Consider the following 19,516-nt stretch of genomic DNA (forward strand, 5'->3'; position numbering starts at 1 on the left):
CACCAGCAATACCGTCCCCACCGTCCCTGGACAGGGCCATCGAAAAGCCAGATTCCGCACAAAGCATCGGCGCATACCGCAAAAACAATAACGCCCCCGGATATTAGCCTAAGCCGGTTACCCCGCCTATGACGGGGTCGACACTCAGGCTCTCTCTCGCCGACGCATTCACATAATCTGCATCACCATTCGCGCCCTTATGGGCGCGAAATTTTTATCTGGCGTTCATTTTCACATGCGCCGAAGCATGGTCAATCCGACCAGACGCGACACCACAAGGCCGATATACATGACGCCTGCGAACTGTTCGAGCATCACCAAGGCCCGTGCCTGCGGGTGCAACGGCACGACGTCACTCAATCCAACTCCGGACAACAAGCTGAAGCTCAGATAAAGCAGCTCCATCCAGCTGCGTTCGGGGCCAGCCGTCGCGCCCTGGAAACTGCCTGGATACCACTGTTGGCACACCGCGAATGCAAAGGCGAAGCCCCAGGCCAGCAGGGTGAAGGTTGCCCCGGCCGCGAACAGTTCGTCGCGTGTTACTCGATGGTCCTGCAGCATGTAGGCGATCAATGCCCCGGCCGTATAGAAGTACAGCAGGCTTTCCAGCAGCTGCGCGGTGGTCAGCAGCGCGCTGCGGTCAAGCAGGGCGCCAGCCAGCGAGAACACCACCGATGGAATGGCCAGCAGCAATGCCAGCCAGGTTCCCAGCGGACTGCGCTGGACCACCCACAGCGCCAGGCCGAGTACCGCCATGCCGAACATGCCCAGCGCCGCCCGGCCAGCGGCGGTGTCATCGAGGGCGGGATACAGCAGCACCGCGATCAACTGGGCGGCCAGGAGCCAGGCCGAAGGATGGCGGCGGGCGATGGCCAGCCAGCGGGTGGTCGTGGCAACGGGCATGGCGTCCTTTCCCCTGGGCGATGCGCGGAGGATAGCCGGGCGCGGCGTGATGAACGGTAGTGCCGGCCATTGGCCAGCACTCTCCCCGGTCCCGTGCACGACGGAATGCCGGCCGGCGGCCGGCACTACCCGTTACCCGTCACCCCTGGCGGTAGACCTCGGCCCCGCCAGCACGGAACTCCTGCGACTTCTCCTTCATGCCGGCCTCGGCGTAGTCGCGCACGTCCTGGGTGATCTTCATCGAACAGAAGTGCGGTCCGCACATCGAGCAGAAGTGGGCCAGCTTGTGCGCGTCCTTCGGCAGCGTCTCGTCGTGGAATTCCTTGGCCTTTTCCGGATCCAGGCCCAGGTGGAACTGGTCCTCCCAGCGGAACTCGAAGCGCGCCTTGCTCAGCGCGTTGTCGCGTACCTGTGCGCCCGGATGCCCCTTGGCCAGGTCGGCCGCGTGCGCGGCAATGCGGTAAGCCATGATGCCGTCGCGCACGTCCTGGCGGTTGGGCAGGCCCAGGTGTTCCTTCGGCGTCACGTAGCAGAGCATGGCCGTGCCAAACCAGCCGATCATCGCCGCGCCGATCGCACTGGTGATGTGGTCGTAGCCCGGCGCGATGTCGGTCGTCAGCGGGCCCAGCGTGTAGAACGGCGCTTCGCCGCATTCGCGCAGCTGCTTGTCCATGTTTTCCTTGATCAGCTGCATCGGCACGTGGCCGGGGCCTTCGATCATGGTCTGCACATCGTGTTTCCAGGCGATCTTCGTCAGTTCACCCAGCGTTTCCAGTTCGCCGAACTGCGCTGCATCGTTGGCATCGGCGATGCAACCCGGGCGCAGGCCATCGCCCAGCGAGAAGGTCACGTCGTAGGCCTTCATGATTTCGCAGATCTCTTCGAAATGCGTGTAGAGGAAATTCTCCTTGTGGTGCGCCAGGCACCACTTGGCCATGATCGAGCCCCCGCGGCTGACGATGCCGGTCACCCGCTTGGCGGTGAGCGGCACGTAGCGCAGCAGTACGCCGGCGTGGATGGTGAAGTAGTCCACGCCCTGCTCGGCCTGCTCGATCAGCGTGTCGCGGAAGATTTCCCAGGTAAGCGCCTCGGCACGACCATCAACCTTTTCCAGCGCCTGGTAGATCGGCACGGTACCAATGGCCACCGGCGAGTTGCGGATGATCCATTCACGGGTCTCATGGATGTGCTTGCCGGTGGACAGATCCATCACCGTGTCGCCGCCCCAGCGGATCGCCCACACCAGCTTTTCCACTTCCTCGGCGATGCCGGAAGATACGGCGCTGTTGCCGATGTTGGCGTTGATCTTGGTGAGGAAGTTGCGCCCGATGATCATCGGCTCGCTTTCCGGATGGTTGATGTTGTTGGGCAGCACCGCGCGGCCACGTGCAATCTCGTCGCGCACGAACTCAGGGGTGATGACCTTCTGGATCGACGCGCCGAAGGCCTCGCCCGGGTGCTGCTGCAGCAGGCTGGCATCCCGGATCGCGTCCAGGCGCTGGTTCTCGCGGATGGCGACGAATTCCATTTCCGGCGTGATGATGCCGCGGCGCGCGTAATGCATCTGGGTGACGTTGGCACCGGCACGTGCGCGGCGTGGCAGGCTGCGCGCGGGGAAACGCACCGCGTCAAGCTTCGGGTCATGCTCGCGATCGCGACCGAACGAAGAACTCAGTCCTTCAAGCTGCTCGGTATCACCGCGCTCTTCCACCCAGCCGCGACGCAGTGCCGGCAAACCGGCGGACAGATCGATGCGCACCTCCGGGTCGGTGTACGGGCCCGACGTGTCGTAAACGGTCACCGGCGCATTCTCTTCGCCGCCGAACAGCGTCGGCGTACGGGTCAGCGCGATCTCGCGCATCGGCACCTGAAGATCCGGGCGTGAACCGGGCACGTGGATCTTGCGCGAGCCGGGAATGGGCCGGGTCACGGATGCGGAGAGTTGCTGGGCCTGTTGCTGCAGGGCGGAGAGCTGTGCGTTCATCGGGCATCGTCCAGGAAGGTCAGGGACGAAGCGGCGGCGCACGGCACCCGCGCACGGACGGTCCTTGGGCGGAGTCCGGGCACAGCTGCATTGCAAAGCTTCCCTACGCCGGTATGAGCCGGATCAGGTTCCAAGGGACTGTCTCAACCGTGGCCACATGGCCCGGTACCCCCGCTTCTTGGTGCGCATTAGAGCATAGACCGCCCGCCTCCGGGATCAGATCGCCATTCGTTAACGGAACCATGACGTCGCGTTCAGTAACGTGCACGCCATCGCGTTGCTGAGATCGATGCGTTCCCCGCCGCCTTCGCGGCCCCTGCCCGGTCCGTGCTGCATGCCGCCGGCCCTTCGCCGCAAGCTCTGCTCGCTCCCCTCAATCCCCCTTGATCGGAGAAGCTCCTTCATGGTGTTTCGCGTTTCCATCGCACTGGTTCTGCTGCTGGTGCTGCTCGCCGGTATCGCCCCCGGCCCCTTCAACACCGTGGTCCAGTCGATGCTGGCGGAAGTCATCCGCAGTGTCGGCTGGCTGTACCTGCTGGTGGTGTTCCTGGCGCTGGTGTTCCTGATGTACCTGGCGTTCGGCCGCTTCGGCAATCTGCGCATCGGCGGCGAGGACGCCGAACCCGAGTTCTCGCGTGCCAGCTGGATGTCGATGCTGTTCGCCGCCGGCATGGGCATCGGCCTGGTGTTCTGGGGTGCGGCCGAGCCCATCTCGCATTTCAGCAAGCCGCCGGAAGGCCTGGCGCCGCAAAGCCTGGATGCGGCGCGCGCATCGATGCGCTATGCGTTCTTCCACTGGGGCCTGCACCCGTGGGCGATCTACGCACTGATCGGTCAGGCGATGGCCTGGTTCCAGTTCAACCGCAATGGACGCGGCCTGGTCAGCGACATGCTGCAGCCGATCATCGGCCGCCACCATCGCGGCTGGATCGGTCGGGTGGTCAACATCGCCGCCGTAGTTGCCACCGCGATCGGTGTCGCCACCACGCTCGGCTTCGGCACCATCCAGATTGCTGCCGGTATCGAACGCGTCTTCAGCGTGCAGGCTACCGTCGCCGTGCAGATGACCATCATTGCCGTCGCCTTCGTGTTGTACATGGCCTCCACCGCCAGTGGCGTGGAGCGAGGTGTGAAGTGGCTGTCCAACTTCAACCTGGCGTTGGCTGCCCTGCTGGCAGCCATCCTGCTGGTGCTGGGGCCGACCGGCTTCATCTTCGATACGTTCACCACCACGCTGGGCTCCTACCTCAACCAGCTGGTGACGATGAGCCTGCGCATGTCACCGTTCTCCGGCAGCACCTGGGTGGCGGACTGGACGATCTTCTACTGGGCCTGGTGGATCTCGTGGGCGCCGTTCGTGGGATCGTTCATCGCGCGCATCTCGCGCGGCCGCAGCGTGCGCGAGTTCGTGATCGGCGTCGTGCTCGCACCGACGCTGCTGGGCTTCTTCTGGTTCGCGGTGTTCGGCGGCACTGCGTTGTGGGCACAGATCTTCGGCCACGCCGATCTGGTGCAGGCGCTTGGCAATGGCTACGAGACGGTGTTGTTCACACTGTTCGACAGCATGCCGCTACCGTTGTTGCTGTCGTGCATCGCGCTGGTGCTGCTGATGATCTTCTTCGTGACCTCGGCCGATTCGGCGGTCCTGGTGCTGGCCAGCATGTCCACCGACGAGGCTGGCGACCCACCGTTGAAGCGCAAGCTGGCCTGGGGCATTGCGGTGGCACTGATTGCAGCGGCGTTGCTGCTGGCCGGAGGCCTGGACGCGCTGCAGGGCATGATCACGATCGCGGCATTGCCATTCGCGCTGCTGATGGTGCTGGTGATGGTGTCGCTGTACCGGGTGCTGGACCAGGAGTACACGCGGGAGCGGCGGCAGGCGCAGCGCCAGCGGCACATGATCGATGCGTGGATTGCACGCGAGATGGCGGCGCAGGAGGAGACGCAGGCCGAGGCAGCGCGCGCGCACGATCAGGATTGAGGGTGTTTTGCAGCCTGCGGCTGCACCGCTTTTTTCAAGCAACGGCAACAACAACTTCAAAAGCGGCTCTGGATTTCTGCTGGTTTGGCGGGGAGGGGGCCGATGGCGGGACACGCCGCAAGTACGTCCCTGTAGGCTCGGCCACGGCATCCATGCCGTGGACGGTCCCGCCATCGGCCCCCTCCCCGCTTCCGACAATTTCCCGGTGACGGTTGGTTTTCCACGCCATGCGTGGAAGAGGTGTATCGGAAAACAAGAAGGGGTCGGATCCGTTTTCCTTCGGAAAACGGATCCGACCCCAACCCACAGCGCGCGGCTGTTGCCGTTGCCGTTGCCGTTGCCTTTGCTCTTGCTCTTGCTCTTCCTTTTCTTTTCCTGCGGTGACGGCCACGGAAACTGTCCGTGGCCGGGCGGGTGGGTTGGCTGGGGGCGTGAGCCGCATGGATGCGGCGACCGAGCTTACATGGACGTACTTGCAGCGGCCCCCAGACAATCCACCCGCCCGGCCAAGCCCCGTATCACTGCCACCACCGCAGAGGGGGCTCAGCCCGTTGGCCGGGAAACTCAGTACCCCGCCGCCTGCCCATCCTTGCGACTCTCCGAAGCTCCGTAATAAACCCCGCTCTCGGGATCGCGCATGATCGCCTGGTACCCGCCATAAGGCCCATCGGCGAACACGATGCGATGCCCCTTGCGCATCAGCGTACGCACCGTCTCGTAGGGGAAGCCGGTCTCCAGATTCACTTCGCCGCCGTCGGTCATCGCCGTGGCCTGGCCGGTCGGCTCGGTGGAACCTTCATGCTGGATGCGCGGCGCATCGCCGGCTTCCTGCAGGTTCATCCCGAAATCCACCAGGTTCATCACGATCTGCGCATGGCCCTGCGGCTGCATCGCGCCGCCCATCACGCCGAAGCTGGCATACGGCTTGCCGCCCTTGGTGATGAACCCCGGAATGATGGTCTGGAATGGACGCTTGCCCGGCGCGTAGCCGTTGGGATGGTTCTTCTGCAGCACGAACATCTCGCCACGGTCCTGCAGGATGAAACCCAGACCGGGCGGTGCCATGCCGCTGCCCATGCCACGGTAGTTGGACTGGATCAGCGAAACCATCATGCCGTCGGCGTCGGCCACGGTCATGTAGATCGTGTCGCCCTCCTCCAGCTGCTTCGGCGTGCCCGGCTGCACTTCCTTCAACGCCTTGTCCATCGAGATCAGCGCACGACGCTGCGCGGCGTACTCCTTGGAGATGAGCTTCTGCACCGGCGCCGGCTGGAACGCCATGTCGGCGTAGAAACGCGCACGGTCGGCAAAGGCCAGCTTCTTCGCTTCGACAAACAGGTGCACGTGTTCCGGTGAACCGAACGGGATCTTCGAGAAGTCGTAGCCTTCCAGCACGTTGAGGATCTGCAGTGCGGCGATACCCTGGCTGTTCGGTGGCAGTTCCCACACGTCGTAGCCACGGTAGTTGCTGCTGACCGGTTCGACCCACTCGCCATGATGGTCAGCCATGTCCTGGTAGCTCAGGTAGCCACCGTTGGCCTTGAAGTAGTCACCGATGGTGTGGGCGATCTCGCCCTTGTAGAAGGCGTCGCGGCCACCGTCGGCGATCTTCTGCAGGGTGCTGGCCAGGTTCGCGTTCTTCCACATCTCGCCCTTGCGCGGGGCGTGGCCGTTGATCGTGAACTGCTCCTTGAAGCCCGGGTACTGCGACAACTTGGGCACCGAGCGGTCCCAGTAGTAGGCGATCACCTCGGCCACCGGGTGACCCTCGCGGGCGTAGCGGATGGCCGGCGCCAGGTTGTCGGCCATCGGCTTGCGACCGAAGCGGTCGTGCAGCGCGAACCAGCCATCGACGGCACCCGGCACCGACACCGGCAGTGGACCGGTGGCCGGGATGTTCTTCAGGCCACGGCGCTGGAACTCGGCCAGGGTGAGCGACTTCGGCGAGCGGCCCGAGCCGTTGTAGCCGTAGAGCTTCTGGGTCTTCGGGTCCCACACGATGGCGAACAGGTCGCCGCCGATGCCGTTGCCGGTCGGCTCCATCAGGCCGAGCGCGGCGTTGGCGGCAATCGCCGCGTCCACTGCCGAACCGCCGCCCTTCATCACGTCCAGCGCGATCTGGGTGGCCAGTGGTTGCGAGGTCGCGGCCATCGCATGCGGGGCGATCACCTCCGAACGGGTGGCGAAGGTGTGGCCGGTGATGCGGTCGGCGGCGAAGGACAGCGCGGGTACGGCAGCCAGTACGGCGGCAGCGAGCAGGGAACGGGCAAGGCGTCGGGACACGGTCGGGTTCCGATGGACGGGTGGTTCCCCGATCTTCGCCGCTGCGGCCTTCACGCGGTATCGGACAGACGTCATGGACGTTGATCCTTGGGCGGAAAAATCCACCGGATTCCGCGCAAAAACCGCCCCGAAAGGAGTGAATTCGGGTTCACCGAAACACTTTCAGCAGCAACCATCCTTGTGCCGCAAGCGATTGCGCTGGATGCAGCGGAAACCGATAGAAAATCCGTCGCGAGGGTTGACACCGTCGAAATGGCTGTGTTTCTCTCGATCACATGTTGCATCACAACACGCCACCACGAACCCACATCGAAGCCGCCGACACCGGCGCCGCCTCGCTGCGTTCGATTCTTGTGCTCGTACTTATTACCCAACCAACAGGTGCGGGACGAGCCAGCGTGTAAGCAACACACACACACCGGAACTCTTCAAAAACCCGCACCCACCCCGGTGCGGGTTTTTTCATTTCAGAACCTGGTTTCAGACGCAACCACCATGACCAACGCTCATCGCACAACCCGGACCTGCACCACCACGCCTCGTGGTGGCTGTGCCTGTGCGATGCGCGGCGTCTCCTCCACCGCTTTCCCCTGACCGGCCGGCACGTCACCTCGACGACCGGCCGTTCTTTTTTCTTCCCACCGCAAGGAACCTCCCCCATGAGCACCAACGACCTGCCCCAGACCAAGATCGCCGTCATCGGCTACGGCAGCCAGGGCCGCGCCCACGCACTGAACCTGCGCGAATCCGGCTTCGACGTGGTGGTAGGCCTGCGTCCGGGCGGGCCGACCGAAGCCAAGGCGCAGGCCGATGGCTTCACCGTGATCGCGCCCGCCGAGGCCGTGAAGGACGCCGACCTGGTTGCCGTGCTGACCCCGGACATGGTGCAGAAGAAGCTCTACAACGACGTGCTGGCGCCGAACATGAAACAGGGGGCGTGCCTGCTGTTCGCGCATGGCCTGAACGTGCATTACGGGATGATCGAGCCGCGTGCCGACCTGGACGTGGTGCTGGTCGCGCCGAAGGGCCCCGGCGCGCTGGTGCGCCGTGAGTACGAGATCGGCCGTGGCGTGCCGTGCATCTGGGCGGTCTACCAGGACATCAGCGGCAAGGCCGCGCAGCATGCGCAGGCCTATGCGGCCGGCCTCGGCGGTGCGCGCGCCAACCTGATCCAGACCACCTTCAAGGAAGAAACCGAGACCGATCTGTTCGGTGAGCAGGCGGTGCTGTGCGGCGGTGCCTCGGCGCTGGTGCAGGCCGGATTCGAGACCCTGGTCGAAGCCGGCTACCAGCCGGAGATCGCCTATTACGAAGTGCTGCACGAACTGAAGCTGATCGTGGACCTGTTCTATGAAGGCGGTATCTCGCGCATGTTGGAGTTCATCTCCGAGACCGCGCAGTACGGCGACTACGTCAGCGGCCCGCGCGTGATCGATGCCGGCACCAAGGAACGCATGAAGGAGGTGCTGAAGGACATCCAGGACGGCACCTTCACCAAGAACTGGGTGGCCGAGTACGAAGCGGGCCTGCCGAACTACAACAGGTTCAAGCAGGCCGACCTGGAGCACCCGATCGAGAAGGTGGGCAAGGAACTGCGCGCCAAGATGGTCTGGTTGCAAGGACAGGCCGCGTAACCACGCGGCCCTCCCCCACCCGCTTTGCAAGGTTCCCCCATGAACTCTTCGACACATCGCAGCGCGCCGCCCAACGGCGCGCGCTGGCTGACCCAGGCGCTGGAGGCCGAAGGCGTCCGCACGCTGTTCGGCTATCCCGGTGGCACCATCATGCCGTTCTACGACGCGCTGGTGGATTCGTCGCTGAAGCACATCCTGGTACGCCATGAGCAGGGCGCGGCGCTGGCCGCCAACGGCTTCGCCCGCGCCAGCAACCAGGTGGGCGTCTGCGTGGCCACCTCCGGCCCGGGCGCCTCGAACCTGGTCACCGGCATTGCCGATGCGATGCTGGATTCGGTACCGATGGTCTGCATCACCGGCCAGGTCGGCACGCCGCTGCTGGGCACCGACGCCTTCCAGGAACTGGATGTGTTCGGCCTGACGATGCCGATCGTCAAGCACAGCTGGCTGGTGCGCAGCGTCGATGACCTGCCGCGCGTGGTGGCCGATGCGTTCCGCATTGCCCGTGAGGGTCGCCCCGGCCCGGTGCTGATCGACCTGCCCAAGGATGTGCAGCTGGCCGATGCCAGCCATCTGCCGGCGCATGTGCCCAGCAGCGTCGAACCGCCGCCGGCGCCGGCCGAGGCCGCCATCGCCGAGGCCATCGCCGCGCTGGCGGCGGCCGAAAAGCCGGTGGTCTACGCAGGTGGCGGCATCGCCCTGGGTGATGCCGTGCAGGACCTGCGCGACTTCGTCGAGGCCAGTGCCATCCCCACCGTGATGACCCTGCGCGGCCTCGGTGCACTGCCGGCCCACCATCCGCAGTCGCTGGGCATGCTGGGCATGCACGGCACCCGCGCGGCCAACATGGCGGTGCAGGAAAGCGACCTGTTGCTGGTGCTGGGCGCGCGCTTCGACGACCGCGCGACCGGCAAGCTGGCCGAGTTCGCGCCATTTGCCCGCGTCGTCCACATCGATGCGGACGCCTACGAGATCTCCAAGCTGCGCAGTGCCGACGTCGCCGTGCCTGGCAATGTCGGTCACGCCATCCGCGCCCTGCGTGCGGCCTTCCCCTCCCCCAAGGCCCACCAGGATGCATGGCGCAAGCGCTGTGCGCAGCACCGCGACCGCTTCGCTGCCCGCTACGACGCACCGGGCCAGCACATCTACGCCCCGGCGCTGCTGAAGCGCCTGAGCGAGCTGGCACCGACCGATGCGGTGATCGCCTGCGATGTCGGCCAGCACCAGATGTGGGTGGCCCAGCACTGCCGCTTCAACCATCCCCGCAACCACCTGACCAGTGGCGCACTGGGCACGATGGGCTTCGGCCTGCCAGCGGCGATGGGTGCGCAGTTCGCCTGTCCGGAGCGCACCGTGGTACTGGTGTCCGGCGACGGCAGCTTCATGATGAACGTGCAGGAGCTGGCGACCATCGCCCGCTGCCGCCTGCCGGTGAAGATCGTGCTGCTGGACAACAGTTCGCTGGGCATGGTGCGGCAGTGGCAGGAACTGTTCTTCGCCGAGCGTTACAGCGAGATCGACCTGTCCGACAACCCGGACTTCGTAGCCCTGGCGCAGGTGTTCGGCATTGCCGCCACCCGCATCGACAACCGCGACGACGTGGAAGGCGGCCTGGCCGCGCTGCTGGCCGAACCGGGCCCGGCACTGCTGCACGTGGCCATCGATGCACGCGCCAACGTGTGGCCGCTGGTGCCGCCGAACACCGCCAACAGCACGATGCTGGAAAGCAATCCCGCCCACGCCCGCCAGGAGACCCCCAATGCAATACCGGCTTGACCTGGTGCTGCACCCGGCCGAAGGCGCGCTGCTGCGCGTGATCGGCATGGCCGAACGCCGCGGCTTTGCGCCGCGTGCGATCAGCGGTGCGCCGGTGGCCGCCGACGATGGCCGCTGGCACCTGCAGCTGGTCGTCGATGGCCAGCGCCCGGCGGAAACGCTGTGCCGGCAGATCGAGAAGATCTACGACTGCGTGTCCGTGCAGGTCACCGCCGTGGAAGGAGTATCGCCATGAACACCCGTACCGTAGCGACCACGGTGCCGGTACGGAGGCGTCTTCTTCGCCGCCCGTGCCCGCATGCGGCGGTCTTCCGCACCGCGCTGGTGGCCCATGCCGGCCGCTGACACCAGCCAGGAAAGCGATGTCGGCGACGTAAGCGTCGCCGACGTCCTGGCAGCGCAGGCCCGCCTGCGCCGCTTCCTGCCGCCCACCCCGCTGCACCACGCCGAACGCTTCGGTACCTGGCTGAAGCTGGAGAACCTGCAGCGCACCGGTTCCTACAAGGTGCGCGGCGCATTGAATGCACTGCTGGCCGGCCGCGAACGCGGCGACACCCGGCCGGTGATCTGCGCCTCGGCCGGCAACCACGCCCAGGGCGTGGCCTGGGCCGCCTATCGCCTGGATGTGCCGGCCATCACTGTGATGCCGCATGGTGCACCCGCCACCAAGATCGCCGGCGTCGCCCACTGGGGCGCGACCGTGCGCCAGCACGGCAACAGCTATGACGAAGCCTACGCCTTCGCGGTCGAACTGGCACAACGCCACGGCTACCGCTTCCTGTCCGCGTTCGACGATGCCGACGTGATCGCCGGCCAGGGCACGGTCGGCATCGAGCTGGCCGCGCATGCCCCGGACGTGGTGATCGTGCCGATCGGTGGCGGTGGCCTGGCTTCCGGCGTGGCCCTGGCGCTGAAATCACAGGGCGTGCGCGTGGTCGGCGCGCAGGTGGAAGGCGTTGATTCGATGGCACGCGCGATCCGCGGCGACGTGCGCGAGATCGCACCCGTCGCCTCGCTGGCCGACGGCGTGCGGGTGAAGATCCCCGGCTTCCTGACCCGTCGCCTGTGCACCTCGCTGCTGGACGATGTGGTGATCGTGCGCGAAGCCGAACTGCGCGAAACCCTGGTCCGGCTGGCACTGGAAGAACACATCATTGCCGAGGGTGCCGGCGCGCTGGCGCTGGCCGCTGGCCGCCGCGTCGCTGGCCGCCGCAAGTGCGCGGTGGTCTCCGGCGGGAACATCGATGCCGGCGTGCTGGCCGGCCTGCTTACCGACATCCGACCGCGCCCGCCGCGCAAGCCACGGCGACGGCGCAGCGAAACACCCCGCTCGCCCGCCAAGGCCAGCGCGCCGCCCTCCCCCATGCCTTCCCCTTCCCACCTGCAAGCCGCAACGCCCGCTGTCGAGGAGATTTCCCTGTGACCACCATCGAACGAATTACCACCCCGCGCATCCGCATCTTCGACACCACCCTGCGTGACGGCGAGCAGTCCCCCGGCTGCAGCATGAGCCCGCCGCAGAAGCTGGTGATGGCGCGTGCGCTGGACGAACTGGGCGTGGACATCATCGAGACCGGCTTCCCGGCCAGCTCGCAGTCCGACCGCGAAGCGATGGCACTGATCGGCCGCGAATTGCGCCGCCCGAGCCTGAGCCTGGCGGTGCTGTCGCGCTGCCTGCAGGCCGATATCGAAACCTCGGCACGTGCATTGGAAGCGGCCGCCAACCCGCGCCTGCACGTGTTCCTGTCCACCAGCCCGCTGCACCGTGAGCACAAGCTGCGGATGACCCGCGAGCAGGTCCTGGAGTCGGTACGCAAGCATGTATCGCTGGCCCGCTCCTACATCGACGATGTCGAATTCTCGGCCGAGGATGCCACCCGTACCGAGCTGGATTACCTGATCGAAGTCGCGCGCGTGGCGATCGCCGCCGGTGCCACCACCATCAACCTGCCCGACACCGTCGGCTTCACCACGCCGGAAGAAATCCGCGCGATGTTCCAGCAGGTCATCGCCGGCGTCGCCGACGTTCCGAACGCCGCCAATGTGATCTTCAGCGCGCACTGCCACAATGATCTGGGCCTGGCCGTGGCCAACTCGCTGGCCGCCATCGAAGGCGGCGCGCGCCAGGTCGAGTGCACCGTCAACGGCATCGGCGAGCGCGCCGGCAACTGTTCGCTGGAAGAGATCGCGATGGTGCTGAAGGTGCGCCAGGCCTTCTACGAGCAGGACAGTTCGATCAACACCCCGCGCATCGTCGGCACCTCGCAGTTGCTGCAGCGCCTGGTCGGCATGCCGGTACAGCGCAACAAGGCCATCGTCGGCGCCAACGCGTTCGCCCACGAATCGGGCATCCACCAGCACGGCATGCTGCGCCACCGCGGCACCTACGAAATCATGCGCCCGGAAGACGTGGGCTGGGAGGATTCGCAGATGGTGCTGGGCCGCCACAGTGGCCGTGCCGCTGTTGAAGCGCGTCTGCGTGCGCTGGGCTTCTGGCTGGACGAAGACGAACTGAAACTGGTGTTCGAGCAGTTCAAGGGCCTGTGCGAACAGCAGCGCGTGGTCACCGATGCCGACCTGCAGACGTTGATGCAGGGCGGCTCCAACGCGCAGGGCTACCGCCTGGCCTCGATGACCATCAGCGATGTCGGCAGCCGCGCCAACGCGCTGGTCGAACTGTCCGACCCGGACGGCAACCGCGTGGCCGAGACCGCGCAGGGCGATGGCCCGGTCGATGCGCTGTTCGGCGCGCTGTCGGCCGCTACCGGCGTGCAGCTGATGCTGGACAGCTACCACGTGCACAGCGTCGGCATCGGCGCCGATGCGCGCGGTGAGGCCAACCTGAGCGTGCGCCACGAAGGCGTGGAGTACGACGGCACCGGCACCAGCAAGGACATCATCGAAGCCTCCGCGCTGGCCTGGCTGGATGTGGCCAACCGCCTGCTGCGCCAGCGCCAGGCCACCGCCCACAACAGCACCGACGTTCCCACCCCTGCCACCGCCTGAGGAACCCGCCATGAGCGCCTTCGACACCTTCACCCCGGCCAGCGCCGCTGGCCAGCAGTGGAACGCCCAGGACTATGCGATTGACGCCGGCTTCGTCCCGCTGCTCGGCGGCGCGGTCTCGCGCCTGCTCGACCCGCGCGCCGGTGAGCGCATCCTCGACCTGGGCTGTGGCGATGGCGTACTCAGTACCGAGCTGGCGCTGAGCGGCGCACGCATCCACGGCGTGGATGCTTCGCCGGAACTGGTGGTCGCCGCCCGCGCACGCGGTGTCGACGCGCAGGTGATGGACGGCCACGCGCTGTCGTTCGACAGCGAGTTCGATGCAGTGTTCAGCAATGCCGCACTGCATTGGATGACGACTCCGGACCGCGTGCTGGAAGGCGTGCGCCGCGCCCTGCGCCCCGGCGGCCGCTTTGTCGCCGAATTCGGTGGCCACGGCAACGTGGCCACGATCATCGCGGCGGTACAGGCCGCGCGCGTGGCCCACGGCCATGGCGCCAGCACCTTCCAGTGGTATTTCCCGACGGCCGATGCCTACGCCGACCGCCTGCGCCAGCATGGCTTCCAGGTGCAACTGATCGAGTGCACGCCGCGCCCAACCGCACTGCCGACCGGCGTGGCCGGCTGGCTGCGGGTCTTCGCCGCACCACTGCTGGACGACCTGCCGGCCGAGGCCCGCGCTACCGTGCGCGAGGCCGCCACCGCGTTGCTGGCCGAGCTGCCGCGCAATGCCGCCGGCCAGCCGCTGGCCGACTACGTGCGCCTGCGCGTGCTCGCCCGCCGTCGCTGACTTGACCGTTCCGTTTTCTTTACTGATGTTCGCTATTTCGTACTTCTGCCAGGCATACGCATGACTTCCGCACCCCGCACCCTGTACGACAAACTGTGGGACGCCCACGTGGTGGTTCCCGAAACCGACAGCGCCCCCGCCGTGCTGTACATCGACCTGCACCTGATCCACGAGGTGACCTCGCCGCAGGCGTTCACCGAACTGCGCGAGCGCGGCCTGTCGCCGCGCCGCCCGGACCGCACCAAGGCGACGATGGACCACTCCACGCCAACCCTGCCGCCTGCCGCCGACGGCACGTTGCCTTACGCCAGCGCTGCGTCCGAAGCGCAGGTCGCCACCCTGGCACGCAACTGCGCCGAACACGGCATCGAACTGTTCGACATGGCCTCGGACAATCGCGGCATCGTCCACGTGATCGCGCCGGAACAAGGCTTCACCCAGCCCGGCATGACCATCGTCTGCGGCGACAGCCACACCTCCACCCACGGTGCGTTCGGTTCGCTGGCCTTCGGCATCGGCACCAGCGAAGTCGGCCACGTGCTGGCCACGCAGTGCCTGCTGCAGCGCAAGGCGAAGACCTTCGCGATCACCGTCGATGGCCCGCTGGCGCCCGGCGTCGGCGCCAAGGACGTGGTCCTGCACATCATCGGCGTGATCGGCGTCAACGGCGGCACCGGCCACGTCATCGAGTTCCGTGGCAGCACCATCGAAGCGATGGACATGGAACAGCGCATGACCCTGTGCAACATGTCGATCGAGGCGGGTGCGCGTGCCGGCATGGTGGCGCCGGACCAGGTCACCTTCGACTTCGTCGCTGCTACCCCGCGTGGGCCGAAGGGCGCCGATTTCGACGCTGCCGTGGCGCGCTGGCAGCAGCTGCGCAGCGATGACGGCGCGCGCTTTGACAGCGAAGTGCACATCGACGCCGCCGACATCCGCCCGACCCTGACGTGGGGCACGCATCCGGGCACCGCCATCGCGGTGGATGCACCGATTCCCGCCGCCAACGATGCCGCCGCACAGAAGGGCCTGGACTACATGCATTTCCAGGCTGGCAAGGCGCTGGCGGGCACGCCGGTGGACGTGGTGTTCGTCGGTTCGTGCACCAATGGCCGCCTGAGCGACATGCGCGAAGTGGCGCAGGTGCTGCGCGGCCGTCGCGTCGCTGACCGGGTGCGCATGCTGGTGGTGCCGGGCTCGGAGATCGTCAAGCGCGAAGCCGAGGCCGAAGGCATCCACGAGATCGTGCGCGCGGCCGGTGCCGAGTGGCGCGAGCCGGGCTGCTCGATGTGCATCGCCATGAACGGCGATCTGGTCGCGCCCGGGCAGCTGGCCGTGAGCACCAGCAACCGCAACTTCGAAGGCCGCCAAGGACCCGGTTCGCGCACGCTGCTGGCCTCACCGATGAGCGCGGCGTGGGCCGCGGTGAACGGGCACGTCGCCGATACCCGCGAACTGTTCGCACAGGAGGTGGCGTGATGGCCGGTTTCCGTACCCTGACCTCGGCCAGCGTGGTGCTGCGCCAGACCAACATCGACACCGACCAGATCATTCCGGCGCGGTTCCTGTCCACCACCGAACGCGCCGGCCTGGGCCGCAACGCGTTCAATGACTGGCGCTGGCAGGCCGACGGCTCGCCGGTGGCCGACTTCGCCTTCAACCAGCCGCACAACGCCGGCCGCAGCATCCTGCTGGCGGGCCGCAACTTCGGCTGCGGCTCGTCGCGCGAGCATGCACCGTGGGCACTGACCGACCTGGGCCTGCGCGCCATCGTCAGCAGCGAGATCGCCGACATCTTCCGCGGCAACTCGCTGAAGAACGGCCTGCTGCCGATCGTACTGGACGAAGCCGACGTGCAGGCGCTGATGCAACGCCCGGACGACGAGCTGACCATCGACGTGGCCGCGCGTGAGCTGCGCACGCCCGATGGGCACGTCTATTCCTTCCCGCTGGATGGCTTCTCGCAGACCTGCCTGCTGGAAGGCGTCGACCAGTTGGGGTATCTGTTGGGCCGTGTCCCTGAAATCGAACGCTACGAGAGTGAGCATGCACGCTGAAATTGTTGTCCTGCCCGGTGATGGCATCGGCCCGGAAGTGGCCGCCGCGGCAGTCGCCGTCCTGAAGTCTGTCGCCACGCGCTTCAACCACACCTTCACCTTCAGCGAGCACGACATCGGTGGCATCGCCATCGACCGCCACGGCGAGCCGCTGCCGGCCTCGACGTTGACTGCCTGCCAGGCCGCCAACGCGGTGCTGCTGGGTGCGGTCGGCGGCCCGAAGTGGTCCGATCCCAACGCCAAGGTGCGCCCGGAACAGGGCCTGCTGGCGATCCGCAAGGCGCTGGGCCTGTATGCCAACCTGCGCCCGGTGCGCACCCACGAAGCCGCACTGCACGCCTCGCCGATCAAGGCCGAGCTGCTGCAGGGCGTGGACTTCGTCGTGGTACGCGAACTGACCGGTGGCATCTACTTCGGCGACAAGACCCGCGACGCCGATAGCGCCAGCGACCTGTGCCGCTACACCGTGGCCGAGATCGAACGCGTGCTGCGCAGTGCCTTCCGCCTGGCCCGGCAGCGCCGCGGCAAGGTCACCTCGGTGGACAAGGCCAACGTGCTGGAGACCTCGCGCCTGTGGCGTGACGTGGCCGCGCGCATCGGCCGCGAGGAATTCCCGGACGTTGCACTGGAGCACCAGCTGGTCGATTCCATGGCCATGCACCTGCTGGCCAAGCCGCGCGAGTACGACGTGATCGTGACCGAGAACATGTTCGGCGACATCCTCACCGACGAAGCCTCGATGCTGGCCGGCTCGCTCGGCCTGCTGCCGTCGGCCTCGCTGGGCGAACCCGGTGCAGTCGGCATCTACGAGCCCATCCATGGTTCGGCCCCGGACATCGCTGGCAAGGGCATCGCCAATCCGTACGCGACGATCTTCAGCGCCGCGATGCTGCTGCGCCATTCGCTGGGGTTGGAAACGGAAGCCGCTGCCGTGGAAGCCGCCGTGCACGCCGTGCTGGACGATGGCGTGTTCACCGCCGATCTGGCCGCCAAGGGCCAGGCGGTGAGCACGGCAGCCGCCACCGACGCGGTGCTGGCCAAACTCAATTGATCCGATAGCGCCACGCCACGCGTGGCGCCTCTCCCTCCGGACATTGCGGGCCGCCACCCATGGGGTGGCTCTACTGTAGAGCCACGCCATGCGTGGCTGCATTATTTGGTGGTGTACCCACCATTGACCAGGATGGTCTGCCCGGTCATCCACCAGCCATCGGTGACCAGGAAGCGGATCCACGGCACGATGTCGGCGATGTCGGTCAGGCCGGTGCGGGTGAACGCCGAGAGCGCGGCCGCGGTCTTGTGGTACGCCTGCGCATCGGCACTCTCGGCCGGGTAGAAGAACGGCGTGTCCATCGGGCCCGGCCCGATCGCAGTCACCGAGATGCCGCGCTCACCGAACTCCTTCGATGCGGCGCGGGTGAAATGCTCGACCGGCGCCTTGGTGCCGGCATAGCTGGAATAGAACGGCGTGAACGCACCCAGCAGTGAGGTGACCAGGGTGCAGATGCGGCCACCGTCGTTGACGTGGCGTCCAGCCTCCTTGAGGAAGAAGAACGCGGCCTTGGCGTTGACCGCGCTCATCTCGTCGTACTCCGCTTCGCTGATCTCCAGCAGCGGCTTCTTCAGCACCTTGCCGACCGTATTGATGGCGATGTCGGGACGGCCGACTGCGGCCACGGCATCGGCGAACAAGCGCTCCATCGCTGCCGCCGACGTCAGGTCGCCCTGCAGGGCAACGGCCTTGCTGCCAGCGGCCTGTACGGCGGTCACGGTCGCCTCTGCATCGGCCTGGGTGGCGGCGCTGTTGTAGTGGATGACGATGGCTTTGGCGCCCTGGCTGGCGAAGTCGCGGGCGATCAGTCCGCCCAGGTTTTTGGCGCCACCGGCGATCAGCACGGTCTTGCCCTTGAGGGAATGGTCGGTCATGGCCTCGGTCTCGGAAGTGGGCTGTCCGGGGTGGCAACCCTGCCCTGACGACGATATCGTGCAGAAAATGCGGATAAAGCCCGCCGCATTGACTTAACCTTCCAGAGCCAGCGAACAATGGACCGGATCGATCGCTTCCGCATCTTCACCCGGGTGGTGGAGTGCGCCAGCTTCACCCGCGCCGCCGACCAGCTCGGCCTGCCCCGCTCCACCGTCTCGGCAGCCATTGCGGAGCTGGAGCAGCGTCTCGGTACCCGCCTGCTGCAGCGCTCGACCCGACGGGTGTCCACCACCCACGACGGCGACGTGTTCCATGCCCGCTGCCTGCGCCTGATCGCCGAGGTTGAAGACGCCGAATCGCTGTTCCGGCAGGACGATGCGCAGCCGGTGGGTCTGCTGAAGATCGACGTGCCAAGTCGCATCGGCCGCCGCATCATCGCCCCGGCGCTGCCCGACTTCTTCGCGCGCCATCCGCAGGTGGAAGTCGACCTGGGCATGACCGACCGCGCGGTGAACCTGATCGAAGACGGTTGCGATGCGGTGTTGCGTGTCGGGCAGCTGGGCGATTCCAGTCTGGTGGCGCGCACGCTTGGCCAGCTCGACTTCGTCAACGTCGCCGCGCCGGCGTACCTGCGTGAACACGGCGTGCCGCAGCAGCCTGCCGACCTGCAGCAGCATCGTGCGGTGAACTATGCATCGCCGACCACGGCACGGGTGGAACCGTGGGAGTGGCAGGAGGGCGCGCAGCTGCGCACATTGCCGATGCCCGGCTGGGTGCGGGTGAACAGTGCAGAAGCGTCGATCGCGTGCTGCGTGGCCGGCCTGGGGTTGCTGCAGATTCCGCGTTACGACGTGCAGGCGGAACTGCAATCCGGCGAACTGGTGGAAGTGATGCCGCAGTACGTGGCGCAGCCGTTGCCGGTGACCCTGCTGCAGCCGCATCGGCAACACCGCGCGCAACGCGTGCAGGTATTCATCGAATGGCTGCTGCCGGTGCTGCGGAGCGGCCTGCAGCTACAGTAGATCCACGCCATGCGTGGATGCGTGCCGCAGTGCCAACCAAGGTTGGCACCTACCAGGGCAAAGACCAGCTGCTGTAGATCCACACCATGCGTGGATGCATGCGTCAGTGCCAACCAAGGTTGGCACCTACCAGGGCGGTGGCCGCAGAATCCG

General features: G+C 66.6%; 15 protein-coding genes and 1 riboswitch. Of the genes, 11 read left to right on the forward strand and 4 right to left on the reverse strand.

Going from position 1 to position 19,516, the window contains the following annotated elements; genetic code table 11:
- Window positions 1-231: 231 nt before the first annotated feature.
- Window positions 232-903, reverse strand: a complete 672-nt coding sequence (locus AC5P5R_RS07875; RefSeq protein WP_005410941.1) for an ion channel — start codon at window positions 901-903, stop codon at window positions 232-234.
- Window positions 904-1,042: 139 nt separating this feature from the next.
- A complete protein-coding gene (gene thiC / locus AC5P5R_RS07880; protein ID WP_100438091.1) occupies window positions 1,043-2,887 on the reverse strand; it encodes a phosphomethylpyrimidine synthase ThiC in 1,845 nt (614 codons plus the stop codon).
- An 82-nt stretch (window positions 2,888-2,969) separates the two neighbouring features.
- Window positions 2,970-3,070, reverse strand: a riboswitch (TPP riboswitch).
- Between the two features lie 220 nt (window positions 3,071-3,290).
- Between thiC and AC5P5R_RS07885 the strand changes: the two genes are divergently transcribed.
- On the forward strand, window positions 3,291-4,868 hold the full coding sequence (locus AC5P5R_RS07885) for a BCCT family transporter (RefSeq protein ID WP_164281701.1): 1,578 nt from the start codon (window positions 3,291-3,293) through the stop codon (window positions 4,866-4,868).
- Between the two features lie 564 nt (window positions 4,869-5,432).
- Here AC5P5R_RS07885 and ggt read toward each other — a convergent pair.
- On the reverse strand, window positions 5,433-7,151 hold the full coding sequence (ggt, locus tag AC5P5R_RS07890; RefSeq protein ID WP_100438131.1) for a gamma-glutamyltransferase: 1,719 nt from the start codon (window positions 7,149-7,151) through the stop codon (window positions 5,433-5,435).
- A gap of 659 nt (window positions 7,152-7,810) precedes the next feature.
- Here ggt and ilvC point away from each other — a divergent pair.
- The 9 genes from ilvC (at window position 7,811) to leuB (ending at window position 17,465) form a co-directional block, all read left to right on the forward strand.
- Window positions 7,811-8,785 carry a ketol-acid reductoisomerase gene (gene ilvC, locus AC5P5R_RS07895; protein ID WP_005410945.1) on the forward strand — a complete coding sequence of 325 codons (975 nt, stop codon included), beginning with the start codon at window positions 7,811-7,813 and terminating at the stop codon, window positions 8,783-8,785.
- Between the two features lie 39 nt (window positions 8,786-8,824).
- A complete protein-coding gene (gene ilvG, locus AC5P5R_RS07900; RefSeq protein ID WP_100438092.1) occupies window positions 8,825-10,561 on the forward strand; it encodes an acetolactate synthase 2 catalytic subunit in 1,737 nt (578 codons plus the stop codon).
- On the forward strand, window positions 10,545-10,796 hold the full coding sequence (locus AC5P5R_RS07905; protein WP_005410947.1) for an ACT domain-containing protein: 252 nt from the start codon (window positions 10,545-10,547) through the stop codon (window positions 10,794-10,796). Before ilvG ends, AC5P5R_RS07905 begins: the two co-directional genes overlap by 17 nt.
- A gap of 96 nt (window positions 10,797-10,892) precedes the next feature.
- Window positions 10,893-11,984, forward strand: coding sequence for a threonine dehydratase (locus AC5P5R_RS07910; protein ID WP_033835631.1), 1,092 nt, complete (start codon window positions 10,893-10,895; stop codon window positions 11,982-11,984).
- The gene (locus AC5P5R_RS07915; RefSeq protein WP_012481201.1) at window positions 11,981-13,567 is read left to right on the forward strand and encodes a 2-isopropylmalate synthase; all 1,587 of its coding nucleotides are present in this window, start codon (window positions 11,981-11,983) and stop codon (window positions 13,565-13,567) included. The genes AC5P5R_RS07910 and AC5P5R_RS07915 overlap by 4 nt, the downstream gene beginning before the upstream one ends.
- A gap of 10 nt (window positions 13,568-13,577) precedes the next feature.
- Window positions 13,578-14,357, forward strand: a complete 780-nt coding sequence (locus AC5P5R_RS07920) for a class I SAM-dependent methyltransferase (protein WP_005410951.1) — start codon at window positions 13,578-13,580, stop codon at window positions 14,355-14,357.
- A 60-nt stretch (window positions 14,358-14,417) separates the two neighbouring features.
- Window positions 14,418-15,836: a 3-isopropylmalate dehydratase large subunit gene (gene leuC / locus AC5P5R_RS07925; RefSeq protein ID WP_005414408.1), complete on the forward strand. Its 1,419-nt coding sequence runs from the start codon at window positions 14,418-14,420 to the stop codon at window positions 15,834-15,836.
- On the forward strand, window positions 15,836-16,414 hold the full coding sequence (leuD, locus tag AC5P5R_RS07930) for a 3-isopropylmalate dehydratase small subunit (protein ID WP_100438093.1): 579 nt from the start codon (window positions 15,836-15,838) through the stop codon (window positions 16,412-16,414). The genes leuC and leuD overlap by 1 nt, the downstream gene beginning before the upstream one ends.
- Window positions 16,404-17,465, forward strand: coding sequence for a 3-isopropylmalate dehydrogenase (leuB, locus tag AC5P5R_RS07935; protein WP_005410954.1), 1,062 nt, complete (start codon window positions 16,404-16,406; stop codon window positions 17,463-17,465). The genes leuD and leuB overlap by 11 nt, the downstream gene beginning before the upstream one ends.
- 101 nt (window positions 17,466-17,566) lie before the next feature.
- On the opposite strand, the gene AC5P5R_RS07940 is transcribed toward leuB, so the two are convergent.
- Complete coding sequence (locus AC5P5R_RS07940; RefSeq protein WP_100438094.1) at window positions 17,567-18,340, reverse strand: SDR family oxidoreductase; 774 nt, start codon at window positions 18,338-18,340, stop codon at window positions 17,567-17,569.
- A gap of 117 nt (window positions 18,341-18,457) precedes the next feature.
- On the opposite strand from AC5P5R_RS07940, the gene AC5P5R_RS07945 reads away from it, so the two are divergent.
- On the forward strand, window positions 18,458-19,363 hold the full coding sequence (locus tag AC5P5R_RS07945) for a LysR family transcriptional regulator (RefSeq protein ID WP_100438095.1): 906 nt from the start codon (window positions 18,458-18,460) through the stop codon (window positions 19,361-19,363).
- The last annotated feature ends 153 nt before the right edge of the window (window positions 19,364-19,516 follow it).

Source organism: Stenotrophomonas sp. YJH_SMC_19, assembly GCF_059367915.1.